This window comes from Kitasatospora sp. NPDC097643, assembly GCF_040302625.1.
Lineage (GTDB): Bacteria > Actinomycetota > Actinomycetes > Streptomycetales > Streptomycetaceae > Kitasatospora.
Genome location: NZ_JBEOSA010000112.1, coordinates 1 through 15,573, shown reverse-complemented (window position 1 = coordinate 15,573; position 15,573 = coordinate 1). Strand labels below are relative to the sequence as shown.

General features: G+C 70.8%; 13 protein-coding genes and 1 pseudogene. 3 read left to right on the top strand and 11 right to left on the bottom strand.

Annotation, left to right across the window (positions count from 1 at the left end):
• Positions 1 to 288: 288 nt before the first annotated feature.
• The 10 genes from ABTY15_RS38255 to ABTY15_RS38210 form a co-directional block, all read right to left on the bottom strand.
• A complete protein-coding gene (locus ABTY15_RS38255) occupies positions 289 to 612 on the bottom strand; it encodes a hypothetical protein (protein WP_350606687.1) in 324 nt (107 codons plus the stop codon).
• Positions 612 to 1,259, bottom strand: coding sequence for a ParA family partition ATPase (locus ABTY15_RS38250; RefSeq protein WP_350606684.1), 648 nt, complete (start codon positions 1,257 to 1,259; stop codon positions 612 to 614). The genes ABTY15_RS38255 and ABTY15_RS38250 overlap by 1 nt, the downstream gene beginning before the upstream one ends.
• A 584-nt stretch (positions 1,260 to 1,843) precedes the next feature.
• Positions 1,844 to 2,689: a hypothetical protein gene (locus ABTY15_RS38245; protein WP_350606681.1), complete on the bottom strand. Its 846-nt coding sequence runs from the start codon at positions 2,687 to 2,689 to the stop codon at positions 1,844 to 1,846.
• A gap of 663 nt (positions 2,690 to 3,352) precedes the next feature.
• Complete coding sequence (locus ABTY15_RS38240; RefSeq protein WP_350606678.1) at positions 3,353 to 3,553, bottom strand: hypothetical protein; 201 nt, start codon at positions 3,551 to 3,553, stop codon at positions 3,353 to 3,355.
• Between the two features lie 360 nt (positions 3,554 to 3,913).
• Complete coding sequence (locus ABTY15_RS38235; RefSeq protein ID WP_350606675.1) at positions 3,914 to 4,849, bottom strand: hypothetical protein; 936 nt, start codon at positions 4,847 to 4,849, stop codon at positions 3,914 to 3,916.
• A gap of 115 nt (positions 4,850 to 4,964) precedes the next feature.
• The gene (locus tag ABTY15_RS38230; protein WP_350606670.1) at positions 4,965 to 5,477 is read right to left on the bottom strand and encodes a hypothetical protein; all 513 of its coding nucleotides are present in this window, start codon (positions 5,475 to 5,477) and stop codon (positions 4,965 to 4,967) included.
• A gap of 44 nt (positions 5,478 to 5,521) precedes the next feature.
• Positions 5,522 to 5,977 carry a plasmid transfer protein KilB gene (kilB, locus tag ABTY15_RS38225; RefSeq protein WP_350606668.1) on the bottom strand — a complete coding sequence of 152 codons (456 nt, stop codon included), beginning with the start codon at positions 5,975 to 5,977 and terminating at the stop codon, positions 5,522 to 5,524.
• 139 nt (positions 5,978 to 6,116) lie between these two features.
• Complete coding sequence (gene traB / locus ABTY15_RS38220; protein ID WP_350606664.1) at positions 6,117 to 8,168, bottom strand: plasmid transfer protein TraB; 2,052 nt, start codon at positions 8,166 to 8,168, stop codon at positions 6,117 to 6,119.
• A 13-nt stretch (positions 8,169 to 8,181) separates the two neighbouring features.
• The gene (gene traA, locus ABTY15_RS38215) at positions 8,182 to 8,706 is read right to left on the bottom strand and encodes a plasmid transfer protein TraA (RefSeq protein WP_350606660.1); all 525 of its coding nucleotides are present in this window, start codon (positions 8,704 to 8,706) and stop codon (positions 8,182 to 8,184) included.
• Positions 8,703 to 9,038 (bottom strand): hypothetical protein, encoded by a 336-nt coding sequence (locus ABTY15_RS38210; RefSeq protein ID WP_350606657.1) that lies wholly within the window; start codon positions 9,036 to 9,038, stop codon positions 8,703 to 8,705. Before ABTY15_RS38210 ends, traA begins: the two co-directional genes overlap by 4 nt.
• A gap of 151 nt (positions 9,039 to 9,189) precedes the next feature.
• On the opposite strand from ABTY15_RS38210, the gene ABTY15_RS38205 reads away from it, so the two are divergent.
• The 3 genes from ABTY15_RS38205 (at position 9,190) to ABTY15_RS38195 (ending at position 15,127) form a co-directional block, all read left to right on the top strand.
• Entirely contained in the window at positions 9,190 to 9,909 is a 720-nt protein-coding gene (locus tag ABTY15_RS38205; RefSeq protein ID WP_350606653.1) for a GntR family transcriptional regulator, read from the top strand.
• A 707-nt stretch (positions 9,910 to 10,616) separates the two neighbouring features.
• Positions 10,617 to 14,558, top strand: coding sequence for a DUF927 domain-containing protein (locus ABTY15_RS38200; RefSeq protein WP_350606648.1), 3,942 nt, complete (start codon positions 10,617 to 10,619; stop codon positions 14,556 to 14,558).
• Between the two features lie 89 nt (positions 14,559 to 14,647).
• Complete coding sequence (locus ABTY15_RS38195; RefSeq protein ID WP_350606643.1) at positions 14,648 to 15,127, top strand: transcriptional regulator; 480 nt, start codon at positions 14,648 to 14,650, stop codon at positions 15,125 to 15,127.
• A 370-nt stretch (positions 15,128 to 15,497) separates the two neighbouring features.
• Here the strand turns inward: ABTY15_RS38195 and ABTY15_RS38190 are convergent.
• A pseudogene (locus ABTY15_RS38190) lies at positions 15,498 to 15,573 on the bottom strand (nucleotidyltransferase family protein); the annotation flags it as partial.

Below are 15,573 nucleotides of genomic sequence, written 5' to 3'. Positions count from 1 at the left end.
CTTCTCGTCCACGTGGTACGCGGCCACGTTGTAGAGCTTGCCGGAGAAGTTGATCTTCATGCCGTGGGTCAGGTGACCACCGTGGGCCAGGCTCACTGCGGAGCCGCGTCGCGCTGCGGCTGCGCCACAGAATGTGGCGGAATTGCTTCGCAATTCTTTTCCCGTGTCGTCTTGAGTTTGCGCCGGAACGGGGTCAGGAGCCTTTCCCGGGGCCGCTTTGGCCCCGCGTCAAAATGCGCGAAATGGCAGCGCGAAAACCGCCATGGAAATTGCCAGAAATAAGATTTGTTAGCGGCGCCGCATTCGCGCTTGTGCCGCTTCGTCGGCCTGTCGGTGCAATGCGCGATTCACAGCGTCCTTTACCTGCTGCTGCAATTCCGGCGCGTCGTCATCTCCCTTGGTGAGTAGGTCACCGAGGATTCGCAGCACGGGCGCGAGATCGACGCGCGGTAGGCCGGCCTCGACGGCGGCCATGTTGCACCACGCCTTGAGTCCGGCGTGCTGGGCTGGTTGCAGGTCCAGCGTGACACGGATTGGGTCGGTCCGGGGGCGCCGTACCGGCGTGGCCGCGCTGCGGTCGGCTGCTGCTCGGTAGTCGGTGCGCTTGGCCATCAGTGGGTTGCCTGCCGTTCCTTGAGTTCTTTTACGAGACGTTCGTAAGGGGTGCCGATCGCACGAACCTTGGTGCCGTAGCTCTGCCGGTATTGGGCGTCATTGTTGGGAATCTGCGTGGTGAGCACGTGGTATCCCATATCCCGCATGACGGCACGAACGTCCGCGTCCGGTCCGGCCTTAGTGGGCTTTTTGGTATTGGTGCGAGTGAACAGCACGACAATATCCGCCGGTTTATCGCGAAGGCTCTGGGTGTCGTCCAGGAAATCCTTCAAAATCCCGTCAGCGAACATCCGGTCAACTTCGATTCCTGCCGGGGCGATCGGGAGAATCCAGGTGTTGCAGTACCGCAGTGCGCTCCGTGCGATGGCCGCGTGATCCTCCACCTGTGGGACGTCGACCACGGCCGAGCGTCGGCCGGCGACAAGATCGGGCAGCGCGGTGTGCAGGGTGCGGGATGGCTTCCCGACGACGGGGAAGCCCAACCCGCCCGCCAGCTCGTCCCATCGGAGCGCGGACTGTCCGCGGTCGGCGTCGAGTAGGAGCGGGTCGTCCCCGGCTTCGGACAGCGCGCGGGAGGTGAAGACGGCCGAGGTGGACTTGCCCACGCCCGGCTTGAGATTGACGAAGGCGAAACTCAGCACCATGCCACGGAACCTACTGCATTCCGTGTGTTCCTCAGTGCCGCGTGACGTTTTGGATTTGCCGTACGTCGCGCCCTGCTGATCTGTTTTTGTATGTTGCTGGCGCTGATTTCCTGTGACCGCTGGTGCCAAGAACGCGAATCGATTCCATGAGGGGTCGCGCGAGAACGTCACGTGTGTGTCCGGGCGCGTGTGCGCGTCGGGCACTGTCGCCGACACCTGGCACGGCGGAGCGGCCGGCCCTCGGGGGCCGCTGGTGGGCGTTCGATTTTAGGTGCGGCGCGTGCACGGGTGGAGTCTCTATATGGGGGAGTTGACGTGCGCTGAGGGGTAACTCGGGTAACCGTGCAGGTCAGAGGCCATTTGGCACGGGTAACCCGAGGGGTAACCTAGGGGTAACCGGCAGGGGTAACCGGGTAACCGGCACGGGTAACCGGGCGCGAATCGGCGTCTCGACACCCCGAAACGGGCCGTCAGCAAATCGAACACGCCGGGCCGCCAGTGCTCCCCTTCCCGCGTCCGCCGTTCCCGCCCGGAACGGGAACGGCCCCTCCGTCCAGTGGGCGGAGGGGCCGTCGCCGGAGGGGTCAGCGGTGGATCACCTGCACTGCCATGCCGGCCGCGCGGGTCCGCTGAGCGATGGCCGGCCAGTGGGTGTCACAGGCCCGGACGTCGAGCCGGGGCAGCAACGGCGTCTCGGCGATCACCCGGTTCGTGGCCGCGAGCGTGCACGCGACACCGCGCCACCCGTCGTACAGCTCGCACTGCCCGGCAGGGGCCGGGGTGACAAAGAGCTGCAACCCGATGCTGCGAAGGACGTCGGCGGAGTCGCTGAGCCGCTTCTCGTCGGTGGGCCGGCGCGTCGGTTGCGGGGCGGGTCGGCTGCCGTGCTCCGCCGTTGGGGCGGGCTGACCGATCGGCGGGCGCCGGGCCGGCTGCTGCCGCGGGGGCGCCGGGGGTCGGCGCTTCGGCTGCTGCTCGGCGGTCGGAGCGCCGTTCGTGGCGCGGCCGGGCGCCGGAGCGCCGGGCAGGTTGGCCACCTTGCCACCGAAGAACGTCACCGCCAGGCGCGTCAGAAGTTCGGCCGGGCTGAGCCCGGCCTGTACGGGCTCCGGCTCCGGCTCGTAGTCCCACTCGGCCGGCGCGGTGTCGCGCCCCGGACGGCCGGTCCTCGGCAGCCGCGGCGGCGGGGGGAGCGGGCGGATCGCCCGGGGCTGCGCCTGGGTGTTCTCCCAGCGACGGCGCGGCACCCGCACCGAGTGCCGGCACTGCGGGCAGCGCAGGACCGCGTGATCCTTCGCCCGCGACTGCCAGTCGTGGCCACAGTCCGAGCAGCTGCACCAGACCGGGCCGCGGGCGCGCTGTTCCTTCTCGCGCTCGGCGACGGCGGGCAGCGTCTCGCGTGAGCCCTCCCACTCCTGATCCAGCCTCACGTACCGGGACGTGCGGCAGTGCGGGCAGCGGGTGTTTCCGCCCCGGACGGTGGTTCGGTACGGCTTTCCGCACGTGCGGCATTCGACTTGAACGGGGTTTGTCCGCACGTCGCTCCTCTTCTTCCTGTGTGTTGCAGGCGCTGATTGCTGCTGTGTCCGTGCTACCACGAATGTGGATCACTGCACCAGAGGGAAGCGCGGAAACGTCAGTGTGTGTCCGGCGGTGTGCCCGGAATCGTCGGCCCGGGCACCCGGGTGCCGAGTGCCCGGAGCGTGGTTCCCGGGGCTGTCGCGTGGAGCTGTCGCGTCCGGCCGCGGGGCGGGGGTTTCGGGGTAACCGTGCAGATCACAGGGCGCGACAGCACCCGGGCGCGACAGGGGACGCGACAGGTGGCGCGACAGGGTGTCAGGCCGTGCGCGGACGCCGGGGCATGGGAACGGCCCCCCTGCCGGTGGGCAGAGGGGCCGCGGGGTCGGGCCGGGTCATAGCGGCCAGTCGCTCGCCTCCAGGCGAGCGACCTCGCACCCAAGTGCGTGGCCCCAGTTCCGCCCGCACTCCGAGCATCTGGGGAGCGGCGTGTCCGCGTCTGGATCGTCGTACTCGGCCCAGTCGTCGTCATCGGTCATGGGGCCAGAGTAAGGCTGCGGAGCCCGGCGGGATGGTCAGTCGAGTGCGGGAGTCTCCTCGCGCCGGAAGAGCGGGCGCCGGCCCGGTGATGCGTTCGACTGCTCGGTGCCCGCGGGGGCGGGGAGCGCGGTCGCCCGCTCGGCGACGGTGCCCAGTCTCGCCGTGGGCGCGGGCTGCAAGGGACTGTCGGGCGTGGCCGGGCCGGTGCCGAGGGGGCGTCGCTGATGCTGTGTCACCCGGCCAGTATCGGCCACGGAGCACACTGCGTCCCGTGGCGTCCGTGGTGGAGGGGTCGCGCAGCACCGGGTGCTGCGGGCGAAGCGGAGGGTGCTGCGCGTGCGGGCACGGAAGACACTGCATCCCGTGCGGTCCGGCAGGTCCCGCAGCACCCGGTGCTGCGCGCGAAGCGGCACGGAAGGCACTGCATTCCGTGTGGTGCTGCGTCGCAGCACCCGGTGCTGCGGAGTGCTGCGCGAGAGAGGGTCGCAACGCTCTGACCAGCGCTGCGACCGCTTCGCGGGGTGCTGCGCTGGTGCTGCGCGGAACGGCCGACGCCCCGGCCGGCGGGTGCCGGTCGGGGCGTCGGGGGTGGTCGGTCAGGGGGTGGGGATGCTGCGCCAGGCGCTCCACAGTTCGGCGTCGGTGGCGGTGAAGCCGTGGGTGCGGAACGCGGAGATGGCCTGTCGGCCGGACATCGGGGGGTTGGTGGAGTAGCGCAGCCAGCGCAGCACGGCGGCCACCTGATCGGCGCTCATCGCGTCGCCGGGGGCGGGGGTCTCGACTCCGGCGACGGCGCACACGTCGTCCAGCGTGGCCGTCGAAGCGGGGGTTGCTTCGGGTGCTGCGGGCGCTTCGCCGAGCGCTGCGGCGGGGGTGGCCACGATCGTGAACATCTCCGACAGGGCGTCGTCCGCGGCGATCGTCAGCCGCTCGCGCTGGACGTCCACCAGGTCCCCTCCGAGCACGAGATCACCGGCGCCGGCCTCTCCGGCGACCTTCCACGCTTCCAGCTCGGCCTTGCGGCGCGTCTCGGCGTCGGGGTGCTTCGCGGCGACGGCCCGCAGGTAGGCCAGGCGCCGGGTGGTGTCGGCGGTGCGGCGCTGCTGCTCGGGGTCGATCCCGGTCCGGTAGACCATGGTCCGGCGCACCATCAGCGCCAAGCCTTCGGCCGAGACGCACATGCCCATGGGGGTGAGCGCCTGGACGGCGGCCAGCGGCAGCGTGGGGGCGGTGACGGCGCCGACCACCGCGGCGGCCAGCGGCATGGCCCACAGGCCGGCGCGGACGAGTGCGGGGGTGGCCTGGCTGAACGCGGTGAGTACCAGCGTGAGGATGGCCAGGACGGCGGTCGCGCCTTCACCGGCGGCGATCACGCCGAGCGCGGTGCCGGAGGAGTGGAACGCGCGGGTCATGTTGGAGAAGGTGCCGATTCCGCCGAGCACGCCGAACACGAGCATGGGCACGGCGGCGGCCACCAGGAGCACGCGGTGAATCCTGGTCAGCGGTCGGTCATACTGCGTGGTGTGGTTCACGGGGAGTTCTCCTGTCCGTGGTCACGGGGCCGCTCCGGGCGTCATCCGGGCGGCCCCATTTGTGTGCGGTGGTCAGTCTGGCATCAGGCGTTGCGGCGACCGCGCGAGCGCGGCGTCACTCGCCGATGCGGACGCTGTTGGTGATGGTCTGCGTGATGGTCTGGACGACGTGGACGCCCTGTCCGCCCTGCCCGCCGGTGGAGCGGCGCCCGGCCAGCGCGGCGACCGCGACCCCGGCGACGACCAGCAGCGGCAGCCCGGCCGTGGCGCCGGCGGCCAGCGCGGTGACGGCGGTGCCCATCAGGTTGAGCGCCCCGGCGAGCATCCACCCGCCCGCGCCGACACCGACCGACACCACCGCCGTGCCGACCGCCCAACGGGGCACCAGTGGCCCCGCGTCGGTCCGCACGGCCGGGGCGGCGGGGGCCAGCGGAACGGGCACGTAGACGGGCACCAGGGTGCCGTCCGGACCGGGCCGGTAGGCGACGGTCAGCGGCCCGGTCGGAGCGCTCTGCAGGACGGTCGGAGCCGGGGCGGCCGGGGTGGTCTCGGCGCCCGCCAGAGCGGCCGGAGAGTCGGGCACCAGGGCGGACAACAGGTCAGCGTCGGTGATCTGCGGGCGGTTCATCTCGGGTACCTCCGGGATCTGGTGGCGGGGAAGCTGGCGGTGGATCAGGCGGCGGTGCGGGCGGCGGCGGCGACCAGGTTGTCGGCGGCCTTGAGCGCGTTGGTGCGGGCCACCTCCAGGAACCCGGCGTGCTCGGCACCCCGGATCGAGTAGGCGGCGGTGACGGCGATCTGCGCGGCGGCGGCCAGCTCGGGGACCAGGATCGAGAGGGTGACGTGCGGGGCGGTGATCGCGGCCCGGGTCTCGTGGCTGGCGGTGCGGGCCGCGGCGTAGGCGTCGGAGTCGTCGCCCTGGGTGAGGCGGATCTCTTCGCGCAGGACCATCGTGCGGCGGTGGTCGGCGAGCGCGACCAGCAGCGCGGTGACGGCCTGGACGCGCTCGGCGCGGCGGGTCTCGGCGGTCGCGGCGGACCTCTCGGAGCGGGTGGCGCGCTGCTGGATCAGGCCGGCGGTGACGGCTCCGGAGAGCGTCCCGACGATGGTGATGATGCTCTGCCACATGGCGGCCGGTCCTTCCTTCGTGGGGTGTCACGGGTGTCAGGAGGGGGGTGTCAGGGCCTGTCAGCGGCCTCTGACACCCCCGTCCGCCTAAGGGTTTGGGTGTCAGCGCCCCGTGACGCGTCAGGGGCGTCAGGGAGCGTCAGACCAGCGCCGGGGAGGGGACGATGCGGTACCGGCCGCCCTGGCTGGTCGGCGCCAGGCGCCCCTCCTCGATGAGCCGGCGGAACTCACCGGACACCCACGGGCGCTTGCGGCCGAACTGAGCGGCGTACTCCATCACGTCCTTCGGGCCGATCACCATCACGCCCTTCGCCTCGAACTCCGAGACGATCGCCTCGATCGCGGCCCGCGCTTCCTCCGGGGTGAAGTCCGCCGCTTCCGACTCCGGGCCGAAGCTGAGACCGGCCAGCGCGTCCGGCACCTCGGACAGCTCCGCCGTGGGGTCGATCTCCGCGTCTTCCGGGTCCAGGCGGCTCGGCGCGTCGTCGTCCTCGGGGGTCTCGTACACGCTGGCGTCGTCCTCGGGGGTCTGGTCGGCCGTGGCGCCGGCGCGGTTGGTGTATGCCTTGCCGACCGCCGCGGCGGCGGCCCCGGCGGTGATCGGGTCCGCCTTCGCGCCGTTGCGCACCGCCCACGCGGCCAACTGCTCCATGACCCGCGCGGCGTTCCCGGTAAAGCGGAGCGTCCGGCCGGGGGAGCTGTACCGCTGCTCGTCCACGCCGGGGCTGACCAGGTAGCAGTAGCCGGGGCGCCGGTTGCCCCACGCGCCCGGGTGGGCGCCCGCGTCCAGCACGGTCGGCGGCAGCGCCATGCCTTCGTCCCGGTTGTCCAGGCCGAAGACCAGCGCGGACGGCAGCGACGCGCGGGTGCTGGTGGACAGCTGGTCGTGCGACGGCCGTTGAAGGCTGATCACCAGCGCGATGCCGGCCGCGCGGGCGAGCTGGGCAACCTCGGTGAACCCTTCGTCGCCCATGAACCGGATGCTGGCCGCCGCTTCCTCGAACCACGAGACCAGGAACGGCATGCCGGGGCAGCCGCACGCGGTGCCATCGGTCCGGCACGAGTGCGCCGGGTCGTTCTGCTGCTCGGCCGCCGCGGGGACCCACTGGCGGTAGCCGTGGCCGCCGAGCCACCGGGTCCGGGCGGGGATGACGGCCTGGACGGCGGTCACCATGGTCTCGGTGGGGGCGCCCCCCTCGACCGCCCAGTCGAAGGCGGGCAGCAGCGGGCGGAAGTCCTGGAAGCTCTTCGGGTCGGACAGCCACACGATCACGTCCCGGCGGCCCAGGATCTCCGTCAGCACGTTCAGCGCGCCGTCGCCCTTGCCGGAACCGGTCATGCCGCAGATCAGGAGGTGCGTGGCGTTGCGGCCGGTCTCCGGGTCACCCGGCAGCCACAGCACCAGCGGCGACCCGTCGTCGTAGCGGCCGATCACCAGCGGGTCGGCGATCGACCCGCCCACGGCGGTCGGCATCTCCCACTCGATCACCTCGGCCAGCATGTCCCGGGGCACGACCACCAGTTCGCCGCGTCGGGCCGACTCCGGGTCCGGCAGGTACCGAACCGCCGTGGGCGCGACGTCCAGCGCGGAGGCCAGGTTCGGCAGCGCCCGCGACACGTCGTCGTTGGTCATCTCGCCCGCGGGCAGCACCAGCCCGGCCGTGACCCGGTTCGGCTCCACCTCCGCCTTGCGGATCTTTGCCCCAGCCAGCTTCACCTTCTCCAGCAGCGACCCGTCCGAGTCGCCCGCGGCCTGCACCGCATCGGGGTTGCGGCGCATCACCTGGCGGATGTTCCACGACACCGCCACCACCGGACCGCCCATCAGGTAGACGTCCGGCAGCGGGCCGGCGGTCGGACCGGCCAGCGACGCGCCCGTGATCCACGTGCACGCCGCGGCCACGGTGACCGCCGAGTGCAGCCGGCGCTGTGCTCCGGTGCGCTGGGCCGCCCACCAGGTGGCGGCGGTCAGTGCCACGCTCGACAGGGTGAGCCCGACCCCACCCCCGGCCGACCCCGCCCACTCCAGGTTCCCCGCGCACCCGGCCACGCCGACCGCGCCGACCATCATCCACGGCGGGGTGTAGGGCTTGGCCCGGTGCATCAGCCACGCGGTCACCTGCTTGCCGGTGGAGCCGCCGTTGAGCTGCTGCTCGTGCTGCTGCTCGGCGTTGTTCTGCTTCTCGCTCATCTTCGACCCCCTGTCAGAACTGGAACGGACGGCGCTGGACGGGCTGGCGGGCGGCGCCCACCTGGGCGTACTCGCGCTGGAACGCGGCCCACGCGGCGGCGGCGGCCTTCGCCGCGTCGGTGAAGGCGTCGGACGCCTTCGCGAGCTTCCGCGCCACCGCCCGCGCCCGCATCTTCGACTGGAAGATGTTGTCCCCGGGCACGCCCTTCGCCTGCTCCAGCGCGGCCTTGAGGATCTCGGCCGCAACCTCGATCTCGATCGCGGCGTAGGCGCCGAACGACCGCACACCCTCGCAGTACGTCCGCACGTCGGCGGTGGAGTAGAACGCCGGCTCCGGCAGCGCGAGCTGGTTGGCGCGCTCCATGCCGGAGCCCGGGTTGGCCGCCGCACCGATCGCGTTGCCGTTCGTGCCGCCGCTCTTGACGTTGACGTTGATCCCGAACGACGGGGCGAACGCGGCGCCGGAGCCGAACCCGTGCTTCGTCTTGTAGGCGTTGCCGGAGCCGGAGTTGTTGCTGGGCGGGGTGGTCGTGGTCATCGGTTGTTCCCTCCCTGGTGGTGGCCGGTGGCGGCCGAGTTGTTGTCGAAGAGGGCCAGCTCGTCCCAGCGCGGGGACGGCTTCAAGCCGCCGGGGCGCCGCTGCTCGGTCAGCCGGCCGGTGACGGTGAACTGGTGGCCGCTCACGGTGGCGATGAAGCGGAAGCGGACGCGGCCGGCGCGGTCGGTGGTGCTGACGGCGCTGATCCAGTCCTCGGACGCGAGCTGACGCAGCTGCGCGAGGCTGATCGGGTTGACCAGGCGGAAGGCCGGGCCGTCCGGTTCGAGGTACCCGAACCCGGCGAGCCGGGCCTGAACGGTAGCGTTGGACATGGCTGATCCCTTCGAGGGCGAAGCCAGGCCCCGGCGGTGAGGTAAGAGACTCCGCCGGGGCTGTTGCATGTCCAGAGTCCTCGCAATCCAACGGAACGTCAAGTGTTCCAATGGATTGCGCTGTTGATGCTATGGCCGTAACCTTCCTTCCATGACCGATACACCCAAGCGCCCGGAGTACCGGCGCATCGCCGACGAGATCCGGCGACGGATCAGCGGGGGCGACTACCCGCCCGGCAGCGTGCTGCCGAAGGATGCCGACCTGGCCGCCGAACTGGAGACCGGCAGGGGCACCGTTGAAAAGGCCATGGGAGTCCTGGCCCTCGAAGGACTCGTCACCCGAACGAAGCAAGGAACGACCGTGAGCCGTATCCCGCTGAAGATCACCCGCGCCGTCCCGGAGCGGTACGAAGCTGCCTACCGTGAGCGCGGCCGGGGCGCCTTCGACGTCGAGGTGCGCGACCGCGGCCACGAGCCGCGCTGGGAGACGACGGTCACCGAGACCGACACCGCCACCCTTCGCACCCGCCACATGTGGGCGGACGACGTCCCCGTGCAGATCGCCGTGACCGAGGTTCCCAAGGCGGTGGCCGTCGCGTCCGGCCTTGCGGGTGAGGACACCGGCTCCGGCGGCATGATCAGCCGTCTGGCTGACGCCGGGCACAAGCAGGACCGGATCACCGAGACCATCGACGTCCGGCCGCCGACGACGGAGGAAGCCGCCTTCCTCAGGCTGACCGAGGACCACCGCGTCTACGAGTTGACCCACACGGCGTACTCCCAGGACGGGACGGTCACCGAGGTGACCACGCACGTGATGCCGTGCCACCTGTGGAAGCTGGCCTACACGTGGTCGCCGGACGCGTCCTGACCGGGCCGACCCCTGTCGTCCTCACCCCGGTGAGGACGGTAGAGGATGGCCGGCCGGAACCAACCGGGACAAGGTCGGTTGTATTCAGCGGTGCTGACGCTACGATCACGGGAGAGGGGGTTGGCGTGTCGCGCGAGTCGGATGGTGCGTCAAGCGCATCGACCGGAAGCGGCGCCGGCTCCCTTTCCCGTACCCGGGCACCCGCGCCCACCCGACGACTCAGCGTCGGACATACAGCAAGGCGTACCAGCGCCAGACACACAGGAGAACGTCAGTGAAGACGTAGCAGAAATGGCGAAGGCCCTAGGTGATCCGGTGTTACCAGCACCGGGCCTAGGGCCTTCATACGCGGAGTTGGCGGTTTTCAGAGGACTGCAACATGCCGCGTTCGCTTGTCCCCACTGTAAGGCACGGATGTGCCGGGGTGCATGCGCGCGGCGGAGAGGTATCCCGACGTGGCAACCCCACGGAACGAGGTAATTCCGTTCCAATCAGCGCCTGCAACACACAGTTCGCCCGCCGAACATGGCGGAAATATCAACTCGGCACGCGACGATTCGCGTGCTTCTTTCGCGCGAATCGCCGACGCGCTGACCGGTCACGGCTGCAACCCGCGCGAGCGCGGTGACCACCTGGACGCCCGGTGCCCGTCGCATGAAGACCGGCGTCCGTCCCTCTCGGTCGACTGGCGCCCGTCCCCCGGCCGCGTGCTGGTGTGCTGCCAGCGCGGCTGCACCACGGAGCAGGTGGCCGACTCGCTCGGCCTGGCGCTCGCCGACCTGTACGACGCACCGCGCACCGCCGGCACCCCCCGGGCCGGTGGCGCGACCGCCGCGCGCAAGCGGCCCGCCCGCCCGGCCGCCGGCACCCGCCAGGCGAAGCCGAAGGCGGTCGGGATGGAGTGCGCGCACGAGTGGCGCAAGGTCACCGAGTACACGTACGCCGACGCCGAAGGCACGGTCACCGGGTGGGTGATCCGCAAGCGGTGCGAGGGGTGCGGGGAGAAGCTGTTCGCCCAGGCTCGGCCGGGAGCGTCCGGGCGCCGGGAGTACAAGGCGCCGACCGTGCGCCCGCTGTACCGGCTGCCCGACGTCGTGGCCGCCATCTCCTACGGCATCCCGGTGCACGTGGTCGAAGGCGAGAAGGACGCCGACAACGGCGCCGCGGCTGGCATGGTGACCACCACCAGCCCGGCCGGTGCGGAGAAGTGGCTGCCGGAGCACACCGAAGCGCTGGCTGGCGCGCACGTGGTCGTCGTGGCCGACCGCGACGCGAGCGGCTACCGGCACGCGGTGAAGGTCCGGGACGCCCTGGCGGGCGTGGCCGCGTCGGTGCGCGTGGTCCGGGGTCTGGTGGTCGAGGCGAAGGCGGACCTGTCGGACCACCTGGCGGCCGGTCACGGGGCGGACGCGCTGGAGGAGATCGACCCGGCTGCCGAGTTGGCCGCGCTGCAACCCGCGGTCGCCCCGGCCGAAGCGCCGGCGGACGACGACGCCGAGACGGAGCCGGAGGAGTCGGCCGGTGGCACGGTGGTCCCGTTCCCGCGTAACGGCGGTGACGGTGGCGGCCGGAAGGGCGGCGGCGGTGGTCGCGGTGGTGGCGCGGCGAAGCCGGACGAGTTCCCGATCCCGACGACCGCCGGCGGCTCGTGGTCGGCCCGGCTGACGCACGGCCGCGGGATCTACCGCAACGACGTCAAGATCTGCGACTTCCCGTACGTGCTGGAAGTCGTCCACCGCCGCACGGCCCGCGGCAAGCGGGAGGAGTTCCGGCTGTGCCTGGACGCCGCGGGGAAGGGGCCGGTGGTCCGGGTCGGTCGCCAGGACCTCCCGCGCGGTGAGTTCGGCGCCGATCTCGGCGCCGCGCTGCCGGTGGACAAGAAGATCCTGGACTGTCTGGCCACGGCGGTCATCATCGAGGGCTACCGCAAGGGCGTCATCCACGACACCACGCCCGCCTTCGACGGCGCCGGCCTGCTCGCCGTGCCCCCGGCCGACGTGCTGCCGGAGGGCTACGGCACCGTGGCCGAGTGCACCGAGGACGACGCCCGCACCGGGTGGAAGGAGATGGCCCAACGCGCCGCCCAGCACCCGAAGATGGCCCTGGCGCTCGGCATCGCGGCGTTCTCCCCGTACGTCGGCCCGATGCGCCGACAGCCGTTCACCTGCCACCTGTGCGGCGACGCCCGACAGGGCAAGACCACCGCCACCTACGCGGCTGCCGCGCTGTTCGGCAACCCCCGCGTCATCGTGCGCAAGTGGTCCCGCTCGATCCCGGGCCTGTCCTACGGGCTGGCCGCGCTCGGCGTGCTCCCGCCGTTCAACGACGAGTTGGGCGGCGCCGGCTTCACCCCGGTGCAGCTCGAAGAAGTCGTGTTCACCATCGCCCAGCGCGGCCAGCGCACCACCGCCACCCGCTACACCAAGGAAGCCGAGACGTCCCCGCCGTGGGACGGAACCGCGTTCTCCACCGGCAACAACTCGATCATCGGCCAGGTGGCCAACCCGGGTGTTCACGCCCGCGTCGTGGAGATCGCAACCCCGATCGTCGGCCCGCCGAACACCGAGGAAGGCGCCAAGTGCGCGGAGTACTTCACCGGCCTGGACGACGACGAAGGCGCCGGCGCCGTTGACCGCTTCTACGGGTGGCCGCTGCGCTGGATTCGGGGCGTCCCGGTGGCCGACGTCCGGCCGATGGTCCGCTCCGCCGAGCAGCTGCTCCCGCTGCCCGCTGGGGGTGTCGCCCGCACCATCGGGCAGCACCTGGCGGGCGGGATCGCCGGGGCCGCGCTGTTGGACAAGCTGGTCGGCACCGATGGCCAGTTGGCCGCCGCCGCGCTCAGGGCGGCCAGGGAACACCTAACCGGGATCGGCTCCGAGGGCGTTCGGGACGCCGCGGATGTGCTGCTCGACTCGATCCGTACCAGCATGCGCGAGCAGCCGGCGAAGTGGCCCACCCGCAAGCTGTACGAGGAGATGACCGGGGCCAGCCAGTCATGGAGCAACACCGGCACCGGGCCGGCCATCGGCATGGACCGGACCGGGATCTACGGCATCATCCTGGAAGAGGCCGACCGGCACAGCGTCGTCATGCTGTCCGGCAAGACCGCCCGCAAGCTGTGCGAAGACGACGGCATTGACGAGACGATCGCGGTCCGCGGGCTCAACCAGCGCGAACTCCTGGTCATCTCCGAGTCGATGCGCCGACAGAAGAAGCTCCAAAACCGCGTCAAGGTGGCCGGGAAGACCCACGCCGGGTACTGCGTGAAGCTGACCGACGACGACGAACCGGAAGGCACCGAGGAACCGTCAGACGGCCCGTCAGACGGCCCCGACGACGCCCCCCGGACCGATGGCCCGGCGGGCGGACAGCAGGACGGCACGGGGCCGCTGCTCTGCCGTGGCTGCGGTGAGCCGATGGTCGCCGACATGTTCGGGGACGGGCTGCACGCCACCTGTGAAGCGCCCCCGGAGCCGGACCCGACCAACGGTTGGGGACCGGGCACGCTCGGCGCCGCGATGGCCGAGCAGGAGCGCCAGACCGCCCCCGCGGCCCCGCCGGCGCCCCCCGCCGTACCCGCGTCCTCGGTCGCTCCGGTCGCTCCGGCTGTCCCGCCGGAGCGACCGGAGCGGGCCACCCGGAAGGCGCCCGGCGAAGGCGTGGCGTTCTCCATCTCTGGCCGCGTCACCGAAGCACTGGCCGCCCACGGCGGAGACGTCGAAGCCGCGACCGCCGCTCTGATCAAGCGAGCCATCCCGGACGCCATGGCGCTACTCGACTCGTGCCGGGCGAGCGCGCGTTACGACCACACGTCATTCCCGAAAATGCCGGAGCCGCTGATCCGAAAGGGACGCAAGCGCGCTGACGACATTTGGGAGGCGCGCCCGAAGTTCGTCAATTCCGAAATTGCGGACGGAATCGAGGTGAGCGCGCTCGACGTGAACGGCGCTTACCTGTCCGCATTGAAGTCGGCGCACCTGCCGATCGGGTCTCTGCGGAACGACCGAGAGGAAGGCCGTAACCCGGCGATGTTCGACCGCCGGCGCTCCGGGATCTACCTCATTGAGCCGATCCCGTGGACGCACCCGCACCTGCCGAACCCCATGGGGGACGGGCGAGAGGCGACCGGCCCCGTGTGGATCAGCCGCTCCACCCTGGACGCGGTATTCGACGCGGCCAGCGACCGGTACGGCAACCTGTGCGCCACTCCGGTCATCCTGGAATCCTGGACGGCCGGTGAATCGACCAGCATTCTCCGGAAGTTCGCCGATATTCTGACCGACGAACGAACCCGGGCCATCGCCACCGGTGACACGGTGACCCTGGAATACGTCAAGGCCATGTACTCCAAGTTCGTGTCAACGGCCGGAGACAGCAACGCCAATCACGAGCTGAACCGCTCCGATTGGGTCCACATCATCCGGTCCCAAGCCTTCGCGAACCTTTGGCGGAAGGCAATCCGCGCCACCCGGGCCGGACTGGAGATCTACAAGGCCACCGGCACTGACGAATTGCACGTCGTCGGAGACTGGCGGTCGGCCGCGCTGCTCGACCGAAACGGCAAGACGGTGCGGCTTTTCACCGAGGGCCGCGCGCTCAGCGAAATGAAGGTCAAGAACACCTACACCGTGGGGGGTGAATTCGAATGACAGGCTGGGGACACGGCAAGTACGGCACGCCCGGCGGGGAAGCCATCTTCCGGGGACTGGACGCCCTGGCGGGAGGTATCCGGTCGTCCGTGGACAGCAAGCGCGGTATGGCCGCCCGCTTGAAGTACCTCACCGAGCGCAAGGGCGGCGCCGACGCGATGCAGCGCGCCGGCCTCTCTCCGTCCCGCGAGACCATGCGCCGGTGGCTCAAGGGCACGCAGCAGCCCGGACCGGCCAACCGGCACAAGATTGAGTCGGCCTACCGGGATCTCCGCTCGAAGAACGTCGCCCGGACCATGAAGGCGCGCCTGTCAAAGGATGGCCGGGGAACCCGGGTCAGCGTCACCCCGCTTCCGGCGTCCGCCGTGCCGACCAACAAGCAAACCCGGCAAGGGCAATTCGAGGACCGGGAAATGACGATCCGTCCGGGCGACTGGAATAGGGCCGTAGACCTCTGGGCCAATGACGATATGAGCGGCCTAGAGGAATGGTGGATGGATATTGCCGGAGATCTCGGCTCACCACCAGAAGCGTATTTCGAAGTAGCGCACATTGGATTCTCTGCATAGTCGAGAATTCATCCGAGAATGGGCGTCCGGGGAATTTCTCGGACGCCCATTCTTGTGACCGCCCGAACCGCCCCGTCCGGCCGTGCCCATCACGTTCCGTCACCAATCGAAGGGCCGGCGGGCGCACAGCACGTCACCAACCGTGCTCACCCCTTGCGCCCCGCGTTCGCAGTAAGGCACTGCATGCCGTGCGGTACATGCGGTCTCTGACTAGCCAACTAGCCACATTTGCAAGGCAGTTGGAGCGACACCGAAGGCAGAGTGCCAGCGATCGGCAAGCGCGAGGGTGATCCACCCATCCGGTAGCAGTGACGCAGCGTCAGCGTTGCGAAGCAACGCCGCAACGGTCCGTGACGCAGTCACGGCGCGACGCGGCCAGCCCGGCGCGCAGCGAGGAGCCCATGCCGCCCGCCCAGTCCGGGTTGGCGACCAGCCGGCAGCCCGGC